We start from the raw sequence: 15,777 nt of genomic DNA, 5'->3' as shown, positions 1-15,777 counted from the left end.
CCACAGTACTACCCTGTTAAACCCCGCTCAAAATCAGTACTAGCATTTTGATCACATCGTCCAGTACTACAGGTGGCAGATACACACCGAACACCACCAATACCACCGGAATGATCACGTAGTTGTACACAATCAAAAAAACGAACACATAGGCGATGTAATGCTTCCAGGACGTGTCTATAGACTTAACTGTAGTCTGCCTCTTGTTTGTAACGTTCTCCTTGCTATGAGCTTCCTGTGAAGGGATAGCGTTACCTGTCATTTTACTGATCAAACCCTTGATGAACTCAATCATGCCAAGTCCTCCAATAGTCCTCTGATTTTTTGCATATGCTCCTTATCCATTCCTGCTGTGAATTTGAATTTCGCCATCAGTGCTTTATTCAAACTGCCCCACTGAGAACACAACATACAAATAAGTGCTGACTCACAATGCAATGCTTCGGCGTATGTTGGATAACACGCTAGGATGCTCTTTTTAAATGGTTCACCCGCTTCGATCATATCATTCACTGATTTACTGGAACTGGTGTAATCGTTCCAGTTTGACTGTTTAGAAGTACTTTTAATCTCTGAGACATTTTTAACTGACTTCCATACTCGTTTCTGACCAATATAGAATTCACCGCTGTTAGGAAACTGAATTATGTAGACGAAACACGCTGTTTCTTCTGGGATGAAATCTTCATCTCTGTACCACATTGCCCATTTCATATCTTGTTCGTCATTTGACGCCATTTTTATCACTCCTTGATAAATACATTCATACACATATTTATGAGGAAACATCAAAATGAGCATCGAAACAGACGTAATCGAGTTACTGAAAAAACTTGAAGGCACTAAACAATACCAGACCAAAATGAAGTACTTCAGAAATGGTATGTTCCATATCTATAAAGATTCAGAAGGTTTTGAAACCATCGGGTACGGTCATCTGGTTAAACAAAGTGAACGTAGTAAGTTCGTGAACGGAATTACAGAACAACAAGCCGATCAATTACTCCTGGTCGATTACCAGAAAGCAAAGCGTGATGCTGATTCATTCAATCTGGATTTACCTGAACGTTGGAATGCATTAGTTTCTATTCTTGTATTCCAGTTGGGTAAAGCTGGTTACTCTAAGTTCGTGAAACATCTTGCAGCATTGAAGAACCGCAATTATGCAACTGCAATTGTAGAACTGAAAAACAGCAAACTGTACCAACAGACCCCGAACCGTATCGATCAATTACTGTACTGGGTAACAAACTAAAACAACTAAGGCCAGCTATTATGCTGGCCTTAGTTGTTTTTCATGCTGCAATTCTAAAATGGTCAATACACGTGAAAGTTTCACATCAATTTCGTTGATTTTCATCTGAACGTTTTTCAATTCGCTTTCTAATACAACCTGCTCATTTTCAATCTTGTCTAAACGTTGTTTCAGTAATTTCTGTTCAGATTGCAAGTCACCAATGCGACGTTCCAGAGCCTCTGTATCCTGTTTAAATTCACGGTATCGCGTGAATACAAAACCCAGTACTGCCACGGTCGCACTTACACCTGCAATTAATGTACCTGTAATCATCATACGCAAATCCCGAGAAATAGACTCAGCGTAACGATTGTCCATAATGGCAAGCCAACAGTATGCAGTGCAGCAAGTCCTACTACTGCTGCTGCATAAATGCCAAACTTGATTATTTTTTCTTTATCCATATTATTATCCTCTCTCAATTGTACTGAGAGTATTTATTATTTTTATTCCAAAAACGGCTGTTTTAACTGCACAAGATAGTATTGAATGCCTAAACCTTTAACGAACAATTTGTATACGTCAATTACCTGCACCTGGTACACATCATCGTAATATTGCCAATTAACAATATCACCCCGGTTCAGTACTGGCATATCGCCACCCATGAATGCAATATTCATGAAGTCATGCCCCATTACATCTACCCCATAATCTTTGAAATACTTAGAATCGATGAATGCCTGATTGAATGGACGGTTACACATCAGCACTTCATAACCGTCTAATGTGATGTTTTCTGTTACTTCTTCACTAAAATGCTCTTGCATTAGTTTCTCCTGAATATGAATGTTCCTTTCATATTATTTATAATGAGTCGGGCTTGATGTTCCGTCTCTGAAAAGAAGTCGTAAATCATTTTGCGTCGTTTCTTCTCATACTTACCGATAATACGTTTACTGCGTTTCTTCTTTTTCAGACTGGTATCAATCAAATACTTCTTGCCGTTCTGTTCCACTACTTTGTACTTCTTACCCATCTGGGTATGCAGTCCTGCAATGTTGCCTTGTGCAGTCATACGAGCGTTAGCCGTTGGGATAATTTTGTTAAACGTTGCCGGATCATCTGTCAGTACTGAACGTAGGTATGCAGCCTGTGAACCACGTACAATGATTTGGTTAGTCCGGGTTCCATTACCGTGCTGAATGAAATTGAAGAATATCGCCCGTTTGGTGAATGCAACAGAACCACCCTCAACACTGTTGTTGATGTCATCCTGAATCTGTTTCGATAATGCACGGCATCGTTTTGTTAATTCTGACTGAAAATCTGTGATAAACACTTTGCCCTGACTATTCAGTACTCGTACTGCGTCGGCGGGAGTTGCCCCCCGCCTAAAATCGCCTGTTATCATTTTATTCTCCTTATGCTCTACCCACGATTACAGTTAAATCCATACCACTGTACGTACTCACTGTACCGTTATAAACAGACCTGAGCGTAATCGTAACCGACACACCTGCCGGGATGATCATTGCAGCCATACCAGTATTGATTGCAGAATTACCTAAACCAGATGCAGATGCAGTAACGCCGCCGATTTGAGTACCATTAGCAAATACCTGTACTGCACGAACATTCGTAATATCCCGAGGTGGGATTACAGATCTATCCTCAGAACCAGACACGGTAGCGGAAATTACTGGTATCGATAACAGGCGGGAGAATTGACTCTCAGCCGGAATAGTTAAACCACCGCTGTTAATCAACCACATACGCATGATATCGCCCTGAATGCTATTTGCTTTCAGATTGTCGATAGTACAGTTACTGAAATAGCCATTCGTGAATGAACCGCCAGACGCATATACAGTACCTTTGAAATGACCGCTCTCTGCGTAAACGTCGCCTTTGAAATAACCATTCTCCGCAAAAACACTACCCCTGAAATAACCATTATTGAAATAACTTGTGCCGTCCTTACGGATACACCATCCCTGACCACCATTAGCAGGCCAGGCGTCATTCCAGTTGTTCGAACTAATCTGATTACCAATTTTCGCGTTATTAATACTACCGTCCTGAATTTTGCCAGTACTGATACTTGCATCAGCAATATGTGCCTGTCCAATACTGGCATTAGCAATCATTGCACTATTGATGTAAACGGTATTGTTCTGAACTGCAAACGGAATGACCGGGTTAGATACTGCACCAGATGTTTTAGCAGTGATAATCTTGAAATCATCTGCTACAAAATATACTGCTGATGCTTTAGTATTTGCATCTGCATAGATACCCATACCTGCAATAGTACCATTAGCGTTTACCTTCAATTCGTAATGGCTATTAACAGTATTTTTTAGTGCGTCGATATTGGTAGTCATGGCAGTACTGACACTGCTGATAGAACCGTTCAGTTCAGATTTTGCCTGAGTTAATGCGGTTGATTGAGCCGTATCTTTAGAAGTGATAGTACTGTTAAGTGTCGCAACCTGGGACGTAATATTACTGTTGATACTGCTTACCTGTGCATTCAGTGCCTGTGTCTGAGCGGTGTCTTTAGTCGTAATAGTCTGATTCAGTGTTGTGACTGCTGCACTGATATCTGTAGCTGTTTTACTGGTTAGCTGGGTAATACTGGTACTGTTTGCAGTGTCACCGTCTGTGATGGCCTTATTCAGCGTAGTTACCTGTGCTGATAAGTTCGCTGCTGTAGTTGCCTGTAAATTGGTAATTGCCGTTGCGTTAAGTTTATCGCCATCAGTAATCAACTTTGTCGTTTTAGTTTCTGATGCACCCACTTGAGTAGTGGTGTTCACGTTAGCCTGCGTTACTGCGTCGTCAATAGCAGTACTGATCTTGTCGTCCAGATGTAGAAAATCGTTCAGTGACTGTTCATCCTGTGCAGACCAGTTCACCTTACTCTGCAAATCAACATAGATCCCTGCTGTATAGATAATCGAATCCTGGCCGAACTCGTCATAGGCTCCTGCACGTACATAGTACTTCCCATCTGCAACAGGGAATGAGTGCATGAATGGACTGTTAGTACCGAACGATTTCAGGTTCTGTGTGAACGTGCTGTTCGTGGCAACCTGTACCTGTACACCTGCGAAATCACTCACACCTGCCTCTGGATTATCGTAAGTAACAAATATGCTCTGATAACCAGCATTTGCCGTAAAACCTGTTAATCCCGGACATTGTGGGTTAGTCACCGTGATACGTGCTTCTGCACTGTAGATACTGCTGTTATGACCCCACGCCACGACACCGAAAGTACGGGTACGGCTGAGAGTATCCAGCTTGTTCATTGCATAGGTGTACGTGAACTGGTTAGCCTGGATGAAGTACGACCGCTTCTTAACCATCCCGGTATCGTAGATGATGATTTCGTATTTGTTGAAATAGCTGCTGAACGGCTTCCCGTTCACGTTCAGATATGACTGATCATCCCAACCGATTATGAAGTCCAGAGCATCTGTAGTATTGGCAGTACTGCCACGGTTAATCAGATTCAGGCCAGTAATAGCAGGCAGGGTAAACGCGAAATCAGGTACAACACCGTTCTGTGTCACCTTGTCTGACACAATGCCGAGATTGTTGAATGCTGCTACTGCAAAATCATATTGAACGCCTGTGGATAATCCATATAGCTCGTAACTCAGTACGTATTGGTTCGTGCTTCCGCCATACGTCCAGGTTTGTGTACCCGTCTGACGGTAGTACACGTAGTAACCACGCAGGTACTGATCGACACTCGCCGCCCATGTCAGTACTACAGTCTGCCCCTGACTCGTTGCACCCTTCTTAACAACAGATAGGTTTGACGGTGGCAGTACTGCTACTGGCTTCGGTAATGTACCTTCCCAGGAGTACATCGGAACGTCCACGCCTTCATAAATGCCCTGGTGATACTCAACACATTGCAAGTTAACCATGCCGATACTGTCGGTATTCGTACTGATACTTTTACCCGCAACCCTGAACAACTTATTATCGTAGCCATGTTCCGGGAGAGTAACCGTAATTACATCCCAAACTTTGAGATCCCAGCCTGAGTCAGTAGTGAAAGAAATCGTATTATGTGAATATTTTCCTTTTAGCAATTCGATGTTAATCAGGTGTTCAACCTGGTCTTTGTCATATACCCATGAATAATCCAGACTCTTAGCAATAACAAGGCCGTCACTGGTAAGTACATCACTGGCAGGAATATCTGATGGAATACGTAAAATGTCATCACTATAATTGTTAGTGGTGTTCTTCCATGTTGCATCAATGGTATTGAAATAGTCACTGATGCCACTTGTAGTACTGACAAACTCACCGAAAATTGTTGATTCGTCAAATGTCTGTACTGACAGTGCCGGAATATCTACAGTCAAATACAGTTTGCCGCAATGAATACTGGTGATACCGCCAAATGTCATCAACATCTTTTCAATGTTTGCTTTATAAGTGGACTGATAATCAATAGCACCATTACTGAACATCTGATAACGGGTACAGTACTGTGCTGCTGTCTGGAATGATGGTAAATCAATATTACCAGGACTGACACCGAGGCCATACTCTGTATTAGTCACATAATCGTACAGTTGGTTCACAGGGTTATTACTGACAATAGTAGTGCCAGACACTAAATCATAAATTTTCTTACCTGAACATTCAGCCGTTAATACGTAACTATCGTTGACCAGTAAGTTGTCTTCTAATGACTTTTGAGTTTTCTTGATAACGGTATAAATCTGTACGATCCCGTTACCCTTGAAAGTACTGTTATTCCACTGAGAACCACCATAAGTACCTGCCAGTACTTTACCCGCCGTGTAATTAGGCTTCCCGAAATATACCTCTAATTGCAGAATATCACGATATTTCGCATCGATACTGGTATTCGGTACTACCCCTTCAACAGTGACAGGAGTAGTCAGTACTGGTTCGTCATCAAGCCAGATTTGACTGACCTTGTTGATCTCACCCATTGCCAGGGCATGACTCGTAAACAGGTACTGACTGCTGCTGTTCTGGACGTTGTACCAGTTAACGATACTGCCGCATTTGACCTTTTCACCGTACAAGATAGGTATACCCGTTTGTGGGCTTGTAGAACGGCTTAGAGTCGTTGCACTGTCTGTATGAGGTGTAATACCCGGCATCTGTGACAACATCGAGGTTGCCACTAATGACGCTGCACCAGCTCCTGCACCCCACGCTGCCGCCGCTGAAAGACTTGCACCGCCCGTATAGACCGCTGCGGCTACTGCTACAGCCGTGATAAGGGCACCGACAATACTCATTCCCGAAATTTTACCGCCCATTATTCACCCCCTGCCGTACCTGCATCAGGAGTGATCCGGTAAAACGTCCAGTCATGTAGCCAGGGCAGTACTGCCAGGTTGAATCCAGTACTGTCGGCATTCAGTGCAATGTACTTACCATCGAGTACTACAGAACCGTGAATACCGTTAACCATGATGTCCCCGAACACTGGCTGATCGACCTGTACGCCATGCTTCTTACAGATATCTGCCAGTGAACCCAGTTCGTGTTTAGTGAACAGTTTCTGACCTGCTTTGATTGTCTTATATTTGCCCATAGCCAGATCGGTATATGCAGTACCGCATAGTTGATCGATAATTTTAAGTACCAGAATATTGCAATCATTTTGGCCTAACAGGAATTCAGTACTTATACATTCCTGAGCAATGTTATGAATTTTAATTATGTTGTTTCTCATTTCTTATACTTCCATGTTTGCTGAGAGTTAATTTTTCCTAGTAATGAAAAGTACGCGTCATTTTTATGTGTACTTTGGTGTACTGAGTTCGCCGCTAAGGTACGCTGCTGTACGTCCAGCTTCTTCCATATGCTATTGACGTATACTGTTAATTCATTCTTAAGATCATCGTTATTAGAAATCGATTCGAAATAATCAATATAGCCACTGAACATGAGAGAATGGTCGAGTACTGTAGCGTCTGCGGGATTCAAAATAGTCAGCCACATATTTACCTGTGCGTTTTTAAGACCACCTGATAATGCGAGTACCTGGAATGACTGCGATACATTGCTGACCTTGAATGACATTGAATCATTACTGATATCTTTCTGTTCACTGAATGAGCCAAAACTGTCATTAATGAAGTCTGGAAAACTGGTATAAAGATTGCCATTGATATTCAGGTCGATATAACCATCATTTAGATGAAGTGCCTGAACACCCGAACCCTGAACTGGATAGATATCAACACATTTAACTGTAACGCCTAACTGCATGACGTCTGATACTGATAACTGTGTTTTATTACCGCCTCTGGTAGTGTTCCAGTACTTCAATAGTGCTGAGTTTGTAAATACTGCCTGATTCATTATAAAGCCTCCGTTGCTTTGATACTGAGGTTCATAATGTTTTTAGATGGCAGATTTAAATCACAGTCAATATCGATAATGAATGTTCCAGTGATACCCTGATAGCGGATTACTTCACCTGCCTGTACGTTCTGACGTAACGCCGGAAACACGGTTATTGAGGTGCCTGTATTGGCGATAATGCGATGAATTTTAGTACTGTTCTGGAAGGTTACTAACGTCCCAACTTCAAGCATATTTGCTGTGCAAGGAATAACAGACCCGCCTTTATTAATGTTTGCAGTACTGTATACTGTTGCAAAATGCTTGCCTGTATATTGACTGTAATAACCTAAATCTGTACTGAAAGGTTTGCCCTGCGAATATTGAGCAATAAAATTCAGTACTTCCTGTCGGTCTGCCTGATTGAACTGGATATTGAATGTTAATTGATAGTACTGAATACCCGTACTGCGGCGTATCTGTGAGCCTGTCCAACTTTTATTAGAGTATGCTGGTTCAATACTCTGCATTTGGAAGTCACTAATTTTAATGTCGTTCGAAAATAAAGCCATTTGAAATCTCCTGATTTATAGTATTTATCAGGAGAACGAAAACAAAAAAGCCAGCGTGAATGCTGGCTTTTGATATTAAGTGTTTCTCTTTTGTGCTGCCCGAACTGACTGCATAACGTTATTAGAATGCTTCTTTAACATTGTCTGGAATTGTTCATCAGTAATTTGACCACCACCATTAACTACCAGTGGTGCATTAATGACAATCTGACCAGTACTGTTACTCTCCTGCTTATCCTGCTGTTTCAGGAATTGAGTTAAATCACGGTTGTTATCGTTATTCAGAACACGTTCACCCGCTTTCAATACCCATGTTGATTCATCTTTGCCACCCAGTTTAGGTACTGAATCAATACCGCTGTGTGCCTGCCCCTGAATCTGTGTACCACGTGCAGTACTGATAATGGATGCCCCTAAACTTGCCACCTGTGCATAGTTCGCAAAGTTGGCAGGCCACGGCGTAGCCATCGCATTCGCTAATGCTTCCTGAATTTTCATAACAATATTGGCAATCGATATACTCTTACCTACCACAAAAGCGGCTTGAGCGGCCTTGTTGCCCTTTCCTGCAACACCTTCAAGCATGGTTCCAATATTCATGGCTGAATCTGCAAACATCTGGATCTGTGCCTGGCTGTTCTGCCGTTCCACTTCTGCCGCTTTGTTATTGTATTTTGCAGTCAAATCAGCTTTACGTTTTTCAAACTGTTCTTTACTAATCAGTTTGTTCTGGTACATTTGTTCATCAACCTGAATTTCAAAATCACGCTGTTTATATATTTCATCCTGCTGCTGTTTGATATCTGCCTGATTGCCAAATGGGTTAGTTGGATCATGCAGTCCAGAACGGATATCCTGTGCTGAAAGCATTTTTGAAATATGTTCGGATGTAATATTCTGGGTATTACCGATAGTCAGTGCTGCCAGATTCTCACTTAATTGTTTAGGATCTGTTGCTTCCAGCATCTCAGTAATAATACGTTTAGAACCTTCAAGCCTCGCTGTTTCCTGCCGGGAAATAATATTTGTTTTCTGGGTTTCATTTAGATTTAGAATAGTTAAGGACTCATCCAGTTTTTTACGTAACTCGTTCTGTGTGTAGTTATATTGCAGTACTTGCTGTTCGGCGGAATTCTTACCCAGTTGAGACATTACCTGATTAAGGTTAATTTTTGCCTGTAGCTGTTTAAGCTCCAACTGTTTAGCGGCATCTGCGGCTTTTTTGGCTGCGTCTGATGCTTTCTTCTCACCTTCTGGATCTTTGAGTTTATAGGGCTTGCTGGTTGGCTGTTGCGTAGGTACTGCACCTGCCGTTGTACTGTTAGAGTACTGACCTTTGCCCCATGAATCCGGCAACGCATGATGATCACCCAGTGACGCAAAATCATATGCAAATCGTTTAAGATTTCCTCCCATCTGATCGAATGATGGTAATTTCCATTCACCAGAAAATATGTTGCGTAGCTCGTTGAGTGCTTCGATGACGGGTAATAGTGCGTTAACTCTGAGTTCCTGGAAGTTGCGATCCAATTGAGCAATATTCTGTTGATAGCGTCCGTATGCCTGTGCCGTTTCAGTAGTAATACCAGCATGTTGTTTTTCAATAGCATTGATCGCTTCAACTTCTGATTTGTACTGTCTCAGTACTGGCAATAGCTTACTACTGTCACTGGCGATAGACTCCATAGCGTTCGTGATCTCAGCATTCGACTTACCCGCTTTTTGCAGTTCGTAGAACGTCTTGATAATCATCTTGATACCGCCATCAGCATCATTCATGTACTTCGTAAAACCCTGTAGATTGACACCCCAGGCTTTCAGGTCATCCCCGAAACCACCCTTGCCTTCACGGAAGAAATCACCCATGTGATCAAGAGCATCTTTGTTGAAATCACTGAATTTGTCATATTCGATGTTCAGTGAACCAAAAGCACCCTGTAGCTTCTGTAATTGTTCTACGGTCATTCCAGAAGTTTGTGAGGCTTCATTCAGTACTTTAACGTAATCAGAGGCTGCATTTACCTGGCTGATTGTAACAGCGGTTAATGCACCGAACCCTGCACCTACAGCAAGTAGACCTGAGTTCATCCCGGCCAGCTTGCCAGTAATATCACCGAACCCACCAGATAATGAAGCGAGCGAACCGCCCGCCTCACGACTGAATGCATTTAAGCTGTTCCCGGCTGTACCTAAAGCACGTTGCAGGCCAGTAGCATCACCGTTGATATTGAATACTAATTGTTGATTGTTCTGTGCCATCCTTAGCCCCCAGTACCAGTACTGCCAGTAATGAATTGCATCATGGCTGACTGTTGTAATTGTTGTTGTGTCAGTTGTTTTTGTTCTTCATCCTGCATACGTTCATATACAGTTTTATTAGAAAGCAGGCCGTGCATATCCCAGTCATGAACATTGGCCTTCTTCATCCCGTCCTGTGTCAGATTGCCACTGCTCATTAATATCAGGTGGGCAAGATTCGAATATTTAATATGTTCAAACCTTGCTCCTGAAGGTTCAATACTGGAATCGTAAATCATCATGTACTCAAATAGTTCAGGATCTAATGACTCCAGTTCTGATGGACTCAATCCGCGTTTGTTTAATAGTTTCAGGGAAAACATCAAACGCGGATTGTTCCTTATTTTTTTTCGATCTGATCCTGAACTTGTGGTTCGTCTGCTTTAGGCCACAATTTCATTACTGCGGTGTTAATTTCACCTACGATAAGTGCATCAATAGAATTAACGTTAATTTTCCCGTCTTCATCAACATCAGAGAAAATAGGTTTACCGTTTTCATCTGCAACTGTATAAAGTAGAGTACTTTTAGCATCAATGCATTTTTCGAAATTGCTGATAGCAGGTCGATGAATATGCAGTACTGCACCATTCTTTAGGGTAACTTCGTGTAGTTCAGGCTTCAGGGCTGCAAATAGAGTATGAATATCCATTATGGCAGTAATCCCTGTGCTACTGGTGCCCCATCACATGCAAAGGTCATTGTGAGGTTCACTACCTTATCCCGATCACCCTCGATCTTCTTCTCGCTAATGAAGCCGTTATAGACAACATATGAACCTGCTGTTTTAGTGGCATCGGTGAAATAACTGAACTTCAACTGAATACGAGTGCCATTTTCAAAAGCAGTTACTAGTTGCTGCTGGGCTGCGTTATCTGGCATCCAGTTAACCTGTAAGGTCACGTCTGCGGTTGTTTTACTACCTACTAGTTTACGATTGTATGAAGTATTGAAAGAAACTACTTCAATTACTGTTGCAGTACTACCAGTACCGGGGAAAGCGGCAACTTCTGGGATATTAGTAAATGTTGCGGCTTGAGTGGCTCCGGCAGTACCAATACCTACTGTGAAATATGTCCCGCCGAAAATGTCCATTGGAGTTGGCATAATGATGTCCTTATCATAGAGTTCAGTACTGGCATCCTTGCCAGTACTGAATTGTTGTGTTTATTCTTACTTATTTATGGCTGCAATCATTGCCCGTAATTCAGCAATTTCATTTTCCATTGCTTCAATTTTTGCAATTGAATGATTTAGTGCAAGTGCGGTATCCATCATAATGACGTTATTATCAAGTGCTAAGGTATCATCCTTATCACAACGATTACCTTCATCATCATATTCCGGTGCGGCTGGTACTAACTTGACATACTCACTATCAATATCGCGTAATGCGTCCTGTGCAATAATGCCACGGCGTTCACGCTCCATCGGATCAAAGTTATATTTGAAAGTACATGGTTTCAGCTTTTTGATATTTTCATAAGATGCTTTACCATCGTTATATTCAATATCATGTTTTAGTGTTGCATCAGAGGTTGCGGCCTTCTGGAATGTGTAACTACCCGACCAACCGCCACCCGCTGTACAGGTCAAATCACCTGATGCTGGAGTAAAGTACCAGTACCGTGTTCCCGCATTACCGGAATCACCAAACTGAGTTAACGAGGTGTTACCCCAGTTAGTCATTCCATTACCAACGTTGCCCCACATTGATCGCAGTTCATAACCACCGTTATGTCTGTATGCCCATGACAATGCACCAATAGCACTGACACCAACGGGATCTGTAGTCATATTTTGATAGATACCGGATTTACCTGACTGAGCTGATTCCCACCACGGTGCAGGAATTGGTGAACCTATTGATAAGAGGCTTCTGAAAGTCCCATTAGTCGCTAATAAACTACCATCCTGACCGATATCAAAATAACTCTGAATTGATGGTGATCCACCTGAAGCGACAATACGTGCCTTACGTGTTTCAACACCGCTTGAGGACTTTTCATATACAGAGAACATATAAGCGGCTGATAATTCTGCACCAGCAACACTAATTGTAGATCGAAGGAGTCCACCAGCCCCCGCGAAATTATTGGGCGGTGTTGCCGCTAAGACTTCATCAGCCTCAATAACACGTGTAGTTAATTCACCAGTATTAGATAATTTGAGTACATCAGTAGTATCAGTAGTACCTGTAGCTATTCTATACAGTGTCCCCTGGACGGTTTCATGAAACGTGGCATCAGTGGAACCAGAGCCGCCTTTGAACTTTCTAAGATATGACTTCCCACCCGCTGTACCAGTACTCATTGATGTATGACCGTAGGTACTTTGGGCAACTGAATCCTGGTTGATAGTGTTCTTAACAGTGAGAGTGCTATTGAAAGTACTGGCACCTGTTATCGTGCCACCAGCCAACGCAAAACCACCCAGTGCCGCAAGGCCAGCCGCTGCTGTTGTGGCACCTGTACCACCCTGTGAAACCGGGATAGTACCGCTGAAATCGCCCTGACTCAGTGTGATGTCGCCGGTTAACGGAATCCCATTTATCATGAGTGTTGAAGGTACTGTACCTTCAATATCTGCCTGAGTAAGGACTACGTTTGTACTGAGATTTTTCCCATTGATGGTGCGACTAGTCGGTACTGCTCCAAGATTCGTTAAAGCTGCGGCTGCTGTAGTAGCTCCCGTACCACCACCAGTGATCGGAATCGCTGTAGTCAGTCCGGTAAGAGACTTGATAGTACTGTTCACACCTGCACTGGTAATGTTTGCAGTACGAACCCATGCAGACCAGGTTACAACGCCACTACTATTACTTGTGCCTGTACGGTTATAGATATCATCAGCATTAGCCGGGTAATAGACCTGAGTACAGCTATTAGCATGTGTTAATCCATTTTTAAGTACAGCTAACGTACCTGCTGCAACTGCTGGATAATTCAATGCCACGGTAGCATTTGCACTTACAGGTTGTTCATAAATGCCATGAACAGAGCCGTTCAGGGTATTCAGATTGACGCCTGTTACGATGGTTCCGTAGTACGGCATTGCTGATACATCGAGTGCCCCCAGTACTAAATCATCACTGAGTACTTGCCCGTTGATCGTTCTTGTCGCTGGTACTGCTGATACGTCTGCTGCGTTCAGAACAATGTTGGCACTTAAAGGTTTAGAGTTCACTGTTACGGTTTTAGCAACACCGCCCAGGTTTGAAAGTGCAGTTGCAGCAACGTTTGATCCAGTACCGCCCTGTGCAACTGAAAGTGCTGTAGTCAGTCCGGTAAGAGACTTGATAGAACTGTTAACGCCTGCGGTAGTGATGTTTGCAGTACGAACCCATGCTGACCATGTGACAGTACCAGTGTCGTTTGAAGTGCCTGTACGGTTATAGATATCGTCAGTACTGGAAGGGTAATAAACCTGAGTACATGAATTCGCGTGAGTTACGCCACTCTTCATTACAAACAACGTACCACCTACGGCAACCGGATAGCTTAAAGCTGTTGTTGCGTTTGCCGTAACGGGTTGTTCATATATTCCAAAAACACCGCCGTGCAGAGTATTAAGATTAATCCCAGCGGCGATAGTTCCGTAGTATGGCATTGCTGATACATCGAGTGCTGAAAGGTCTACATTTGAACTCAGAGCCTGACCATTAACGGTGCGGCTTGTTGGCACTGTTCCGGCAATATCACCCTGTGCTAATACAATATTTGTAGAAAGAGCCTTACCGTTAACGGTTAGAGTATTCGGTACAGAGCCTGCAATATCAGCCTGTGCTAATACAATATTTGCAGAAAGTGCCTTACCATTTACTGTACGGCTGGTTGGTACTGTTCCAGAAATATCAGCCTGAGCAAGCGTAATATTACCAGTTAAGGCTTTACCATTCACAGTTAATGAAGTTGGTACAGTACCTGCAATGTCTGCCTGTGCTAATACAATATTGCCTGATAATGGTTTGCTATTAACTGTTAAAGTACTGGGTACTGTGCCAGCAATATCAGTCTGAGATAATGTAATGTCTGAGGTCAAAGGATAACCATTAACCTTACGGGCAACGTTTGAACCAGTGCCGCCACTTGCGATAGGTAATGGCGTGTTTAACGTAGCTCCGGTAGCTGTCAGAGCACCAGTAATCGTCAGGTTGCCAGTACTGGATAAAGTAAGGGCATCAGAACTATCGGTTGTTGCACCAGTCGCTAAACGGTAGTTCCCTGATTGAATGGTTTCGTGAAAAACTGTATCACCACTACCTCCACGCATCTTACGCAAATAGCTTTTAGTACCTGCGGCTGCTGAACTGAGTGATGTATGACCATAGGTTGCTGCTGCAACACCGTCCTGGTTAATCGTGTTGTTTACCGTTACTGCACCTGTAAGAGTACTGGCACCTGTCACGGCTAAAGTACTGGATAGTGACAGTGTTGTTCCTGTGACACCACCAGTGAATGCACCGCCCGTTTTCGGCATCCCGCCGAGGTTAGACAGTGCAGTACTTGCCACGGTTGCACCTGTGCCGCCAGAACTGATAGGCAATGTTCCGGTTACGCCCTGCGTTGCACCTGCGGCCAGAGAGGGCTTATTTGCAGTACTGTAGACCTGATCCCATCCAGTACTATCAGTGTTCCTGATGTACATGCGAGGTGTTGCAGTCTCAGACACTACGATCTGTGCCTTATTAGTGCCACCACCATCAACCATGCCTACACCCAATAGATCTACACCCAGTGGGTTATCGGTACGTGTCGCCGCTACTTTGATAAATGCGTTACCAGTTGGATCGGCTTCGTAATGTGGAACTGTTGTACCTTCTGCACCCAAACCATAGTTACCGATTAGTAGTGGGGCTGGTTCGTCAATACTGCCCTGATTGACAATAGAAGTTGGGGTATATGTCCATGTACGCCCGTACACCTTATTAATATCAGCATCGTCTTTCTGTGCAGTGATTCGACCGTTAAGAATGATGAAGTTCTGACGTAAACTTGTTGGGCTTTCATAGATACTTAATTTTAGTTGGAAAACTTTGTTATTACTGTATGCACTGTTCAGAAACTGATGACCAACGTTAGACGGGTCGTAATGAACAACAATACTGATGTTACTAATCTTCAAATCACCTCGCAGTACTGCAAGATATTCTTGATCATATGTTTCAATAGTCTGATTTGAACTACTGATTTTTAGTTCTGGGAATGAACCGAGATTATCTATATTTTGATATACTGCGGTTGGGTAGATGTTATTGATATCAGTACTGTAAGATAGCAACGTGCGGTTGCCGAGCATGATCCCTGCCAT

General features: G+C 42.9%; 16 protein-coding genes. 1 reads left to right on the top strand and 15 read right to left on the bottom strand.

The genetic code is table 11. The features are described from left to right. Nucleotides 1-16: 16 nt before the first annotated feature. Entirely contained in the window at nucleotides 17-295 is a 279-nt protein-coding gene (locus GNG27_RS08845; protein ID WP_156263434.1) for a hypothetical protein, read from the bottom strand. Continuing rightward, entirely contained in the window at nucleotides 292-738 is a 447-nt protein-coding gene (locus GNG27_RS08840) for a hypothetical protein (protein WP_156263433.1), read from the bottom strand. Before GNG27_RS08840 ends, GNG27_RS08845 begins: the two co-directional genes overlap by 4 nt. Nucleotides 739-793: 55 nt before the next feature. Here GNG27_RS08840 and GNG27_RS08835 point away from each other — a divergent pair, with 55 nt between their 5' ends. Then, nucleotides 794-1,255, top strand: a complete 462-nt coding sequence (locus GNG27_RS08835) for a glycoside hydrolase family protein (protein ID WP_156263432.1) — start codon at nucleotides 794-796, stop codon at nucleotides 1,253-1,255. 18 nt (nucleotides 1,256-1,273) lie between these two features. Here GNG27_RS08835 and GNG27_RS08830 read toward each other — a convergent pair whose 3' ends face one another. The 13 genes from GNG27_RS08830 to GNG27_RS23460 form a co-directional block, all read right to left on the bottom strand. After that, nucleotides 1,274-1,573, bottom strand: coding sequence for a hypothetical protein (locus tag GNG27_RS08830; protein WP_156263431.1), 300 nt, complete (start codon nucleotides 1,571-1,573; stop codon nucleotides 1,274-1,276). Further along, nucleotides 1,570-1,701 (bottom strand): hypothetical protein, encoded by a 132-nt coding sequence (locus GNG27_RS23805; protein ID WP_255474656.1) that lies wholly within the window; start codon nucleotides 1,699-1,701, stop codon nucleotides 1,570-1,572. Before GNG27_RS23805 ends, GNG27_RS08830 begins: the two co-directional genes overlap by 4 nt. A gap of 42 nt (nucleotides 1,702-1,743) precedes the next feature. Next, on the bottom strand, nucleotides 1,744-2,067 hold the full coding sequence (locus GNG27_RS08825; protein ID WP_156263430.1) for a hypothetical protein: 324 nt from the start codon (nucleotides 2,065-2,067) through the stop codon (nucleotides 1,744-1,746). Further along, nucleotides 2,067-2,651: a hypothetical protein gene (locus tag GNG27_RS23465; RefSeq protein ID WP_197090573.1), complete on the bottom strand. Its 585-nt coding sequence runs from the start codon at nucleotides 2,649-2,651 to the stop codon at nucleotides 2,067-2,069. Before GNG27_RS23465 ends, GNG27_RS08825 begins: the two co-directional genes overlap by 1 nt. Before the next feature lie 10 nt (nucleotides 2,652-2,661). Beyond that, a complete protein-coding gene (locus tag GNG27_RS08815; RefSeq protein WP_156263429.1) occupies nucleotides 2,662-6,564 on the bottom strand; it encodes a fibronectin type III domain-containing protein in 3,903 nt (1,300 codons plus the stop codon). Beyond that, on the bottom strand, nucleotides 6,564-6,983 hold the full coding sequence (locus GNG27_RS08810) for a hypothetical protein (protein ID WP_156263428.1): 420 nt from the start codon (nucleotides 6,981-6,983) through the stop codon (nucleotides 6,564-6,566). The genes GNG27_RS08815 and GNG27_RS08810 overlap by 1 nt, the downstream gene beginning before the upstream one ends. Beyond that, nucleotides 6,980-7,615, bottom strand: a complete 636-nt coding sequence (locus tag GNG27_RS08805) for a DUF2163 domain-containing protein (protein ID WP_156263427.1) — start codon at nucleotides 7,613-7,615, stop codon at nucleotides 6,980-6,982. The genes GNG27_RS08810 and GNG27_RS08805 overlap by 4 nt, the downstream gene beginning before the upstream one ends. Beyond that, the gene (locus GNG27_RS08800; protein WP_156263426.1) at nucleotides 7,615-8,169 is read right to left on the bottom strand and encodes a hypothetical protein; all 555 of its coding nucleotides are present in this window, start codon (nucleotides 8,167-8,169) and stop codon (nucleotides 7,615-7,617) included. The genes GNG27_RS08805 and GNG27_RS08800 overlap by 1 nt, the downstream gene beginning before the upstream one ends. Before the next feature lie 75 nt (nucleotides 8,170-8,244). Continuing rightward, on the bottom strand, nucleotides 8,245-10,428 hold the full coding sequence (locus tag GNG27_RS08795) for a hypothetical protein (RefSeq protein ID WP_156263425.1): 2,184 nt from the start codon (nucleotides 10,426-10,428) through the stop codon (nucleotides 8,245-8,247). A gap of 2 nt (nucleotides 10,429-10,430) precedes the next feature. Beyond that, entirely contained in the window at nucleotides 10,431-10,793 is a 363-nt protein-coding gene (locus tag GNG27_RS08790) for a hypothetical protein (RefSeq protein ID WP_197090572.1), read from the bottom strand. A 14-nt stretch (nucleotides 10,794-10,807) separates the two neighbouring features. After that, a complete protein-coding gene (locus tag GNG27_RS08785; RefSeq protein WP_156263423.1) occupies nucleotides 10,808-11,119 on the bottom strand; it encodes a hypothetical protein in 312 nt (103 codons plus the stop codon). Beyond that, entirely contained in the window at nucleotides 11,119-11,574 is a 456-nt protein-coding gene (locus GNG27_RS08780) for a phage tail tube protein (protein WP_231600437.1), read from the bottom strand. Before GNG27_RS08780 ends, GNG27_RS08785 begins: the two co-directional genes overlap by 1 nt. A 66-nt stretch (nucleotides 11,575-11,640) precedes the next feature. After that, on the bottom strand, nucleotides 11,641-15,777 hold the full coding sequence (locus GNG27_RS23460; RefSeq protein WP_197090571.1) for a tail fiber domain-containing protein: 4,137 nt from the start codon (nucleotides 15,775-15,777) through the stop codon (nucleotides 11,641-11,643).

Source organism: Leclercia sp. 119287 (assembly GCF_009734485.1).
GTDB lineage: Bacteria > Pseudomonadota > Gammaproteobacteria > Enterobacterales > Enterobacteriaceae > Enterobacter > Enterobacter adecarboxylatus_C.
The sequence above is the reverse complement of the archived record's forward strand: the minus strand, read 5'-3'. Positions and strand labels throughout refer to the sequence as shown.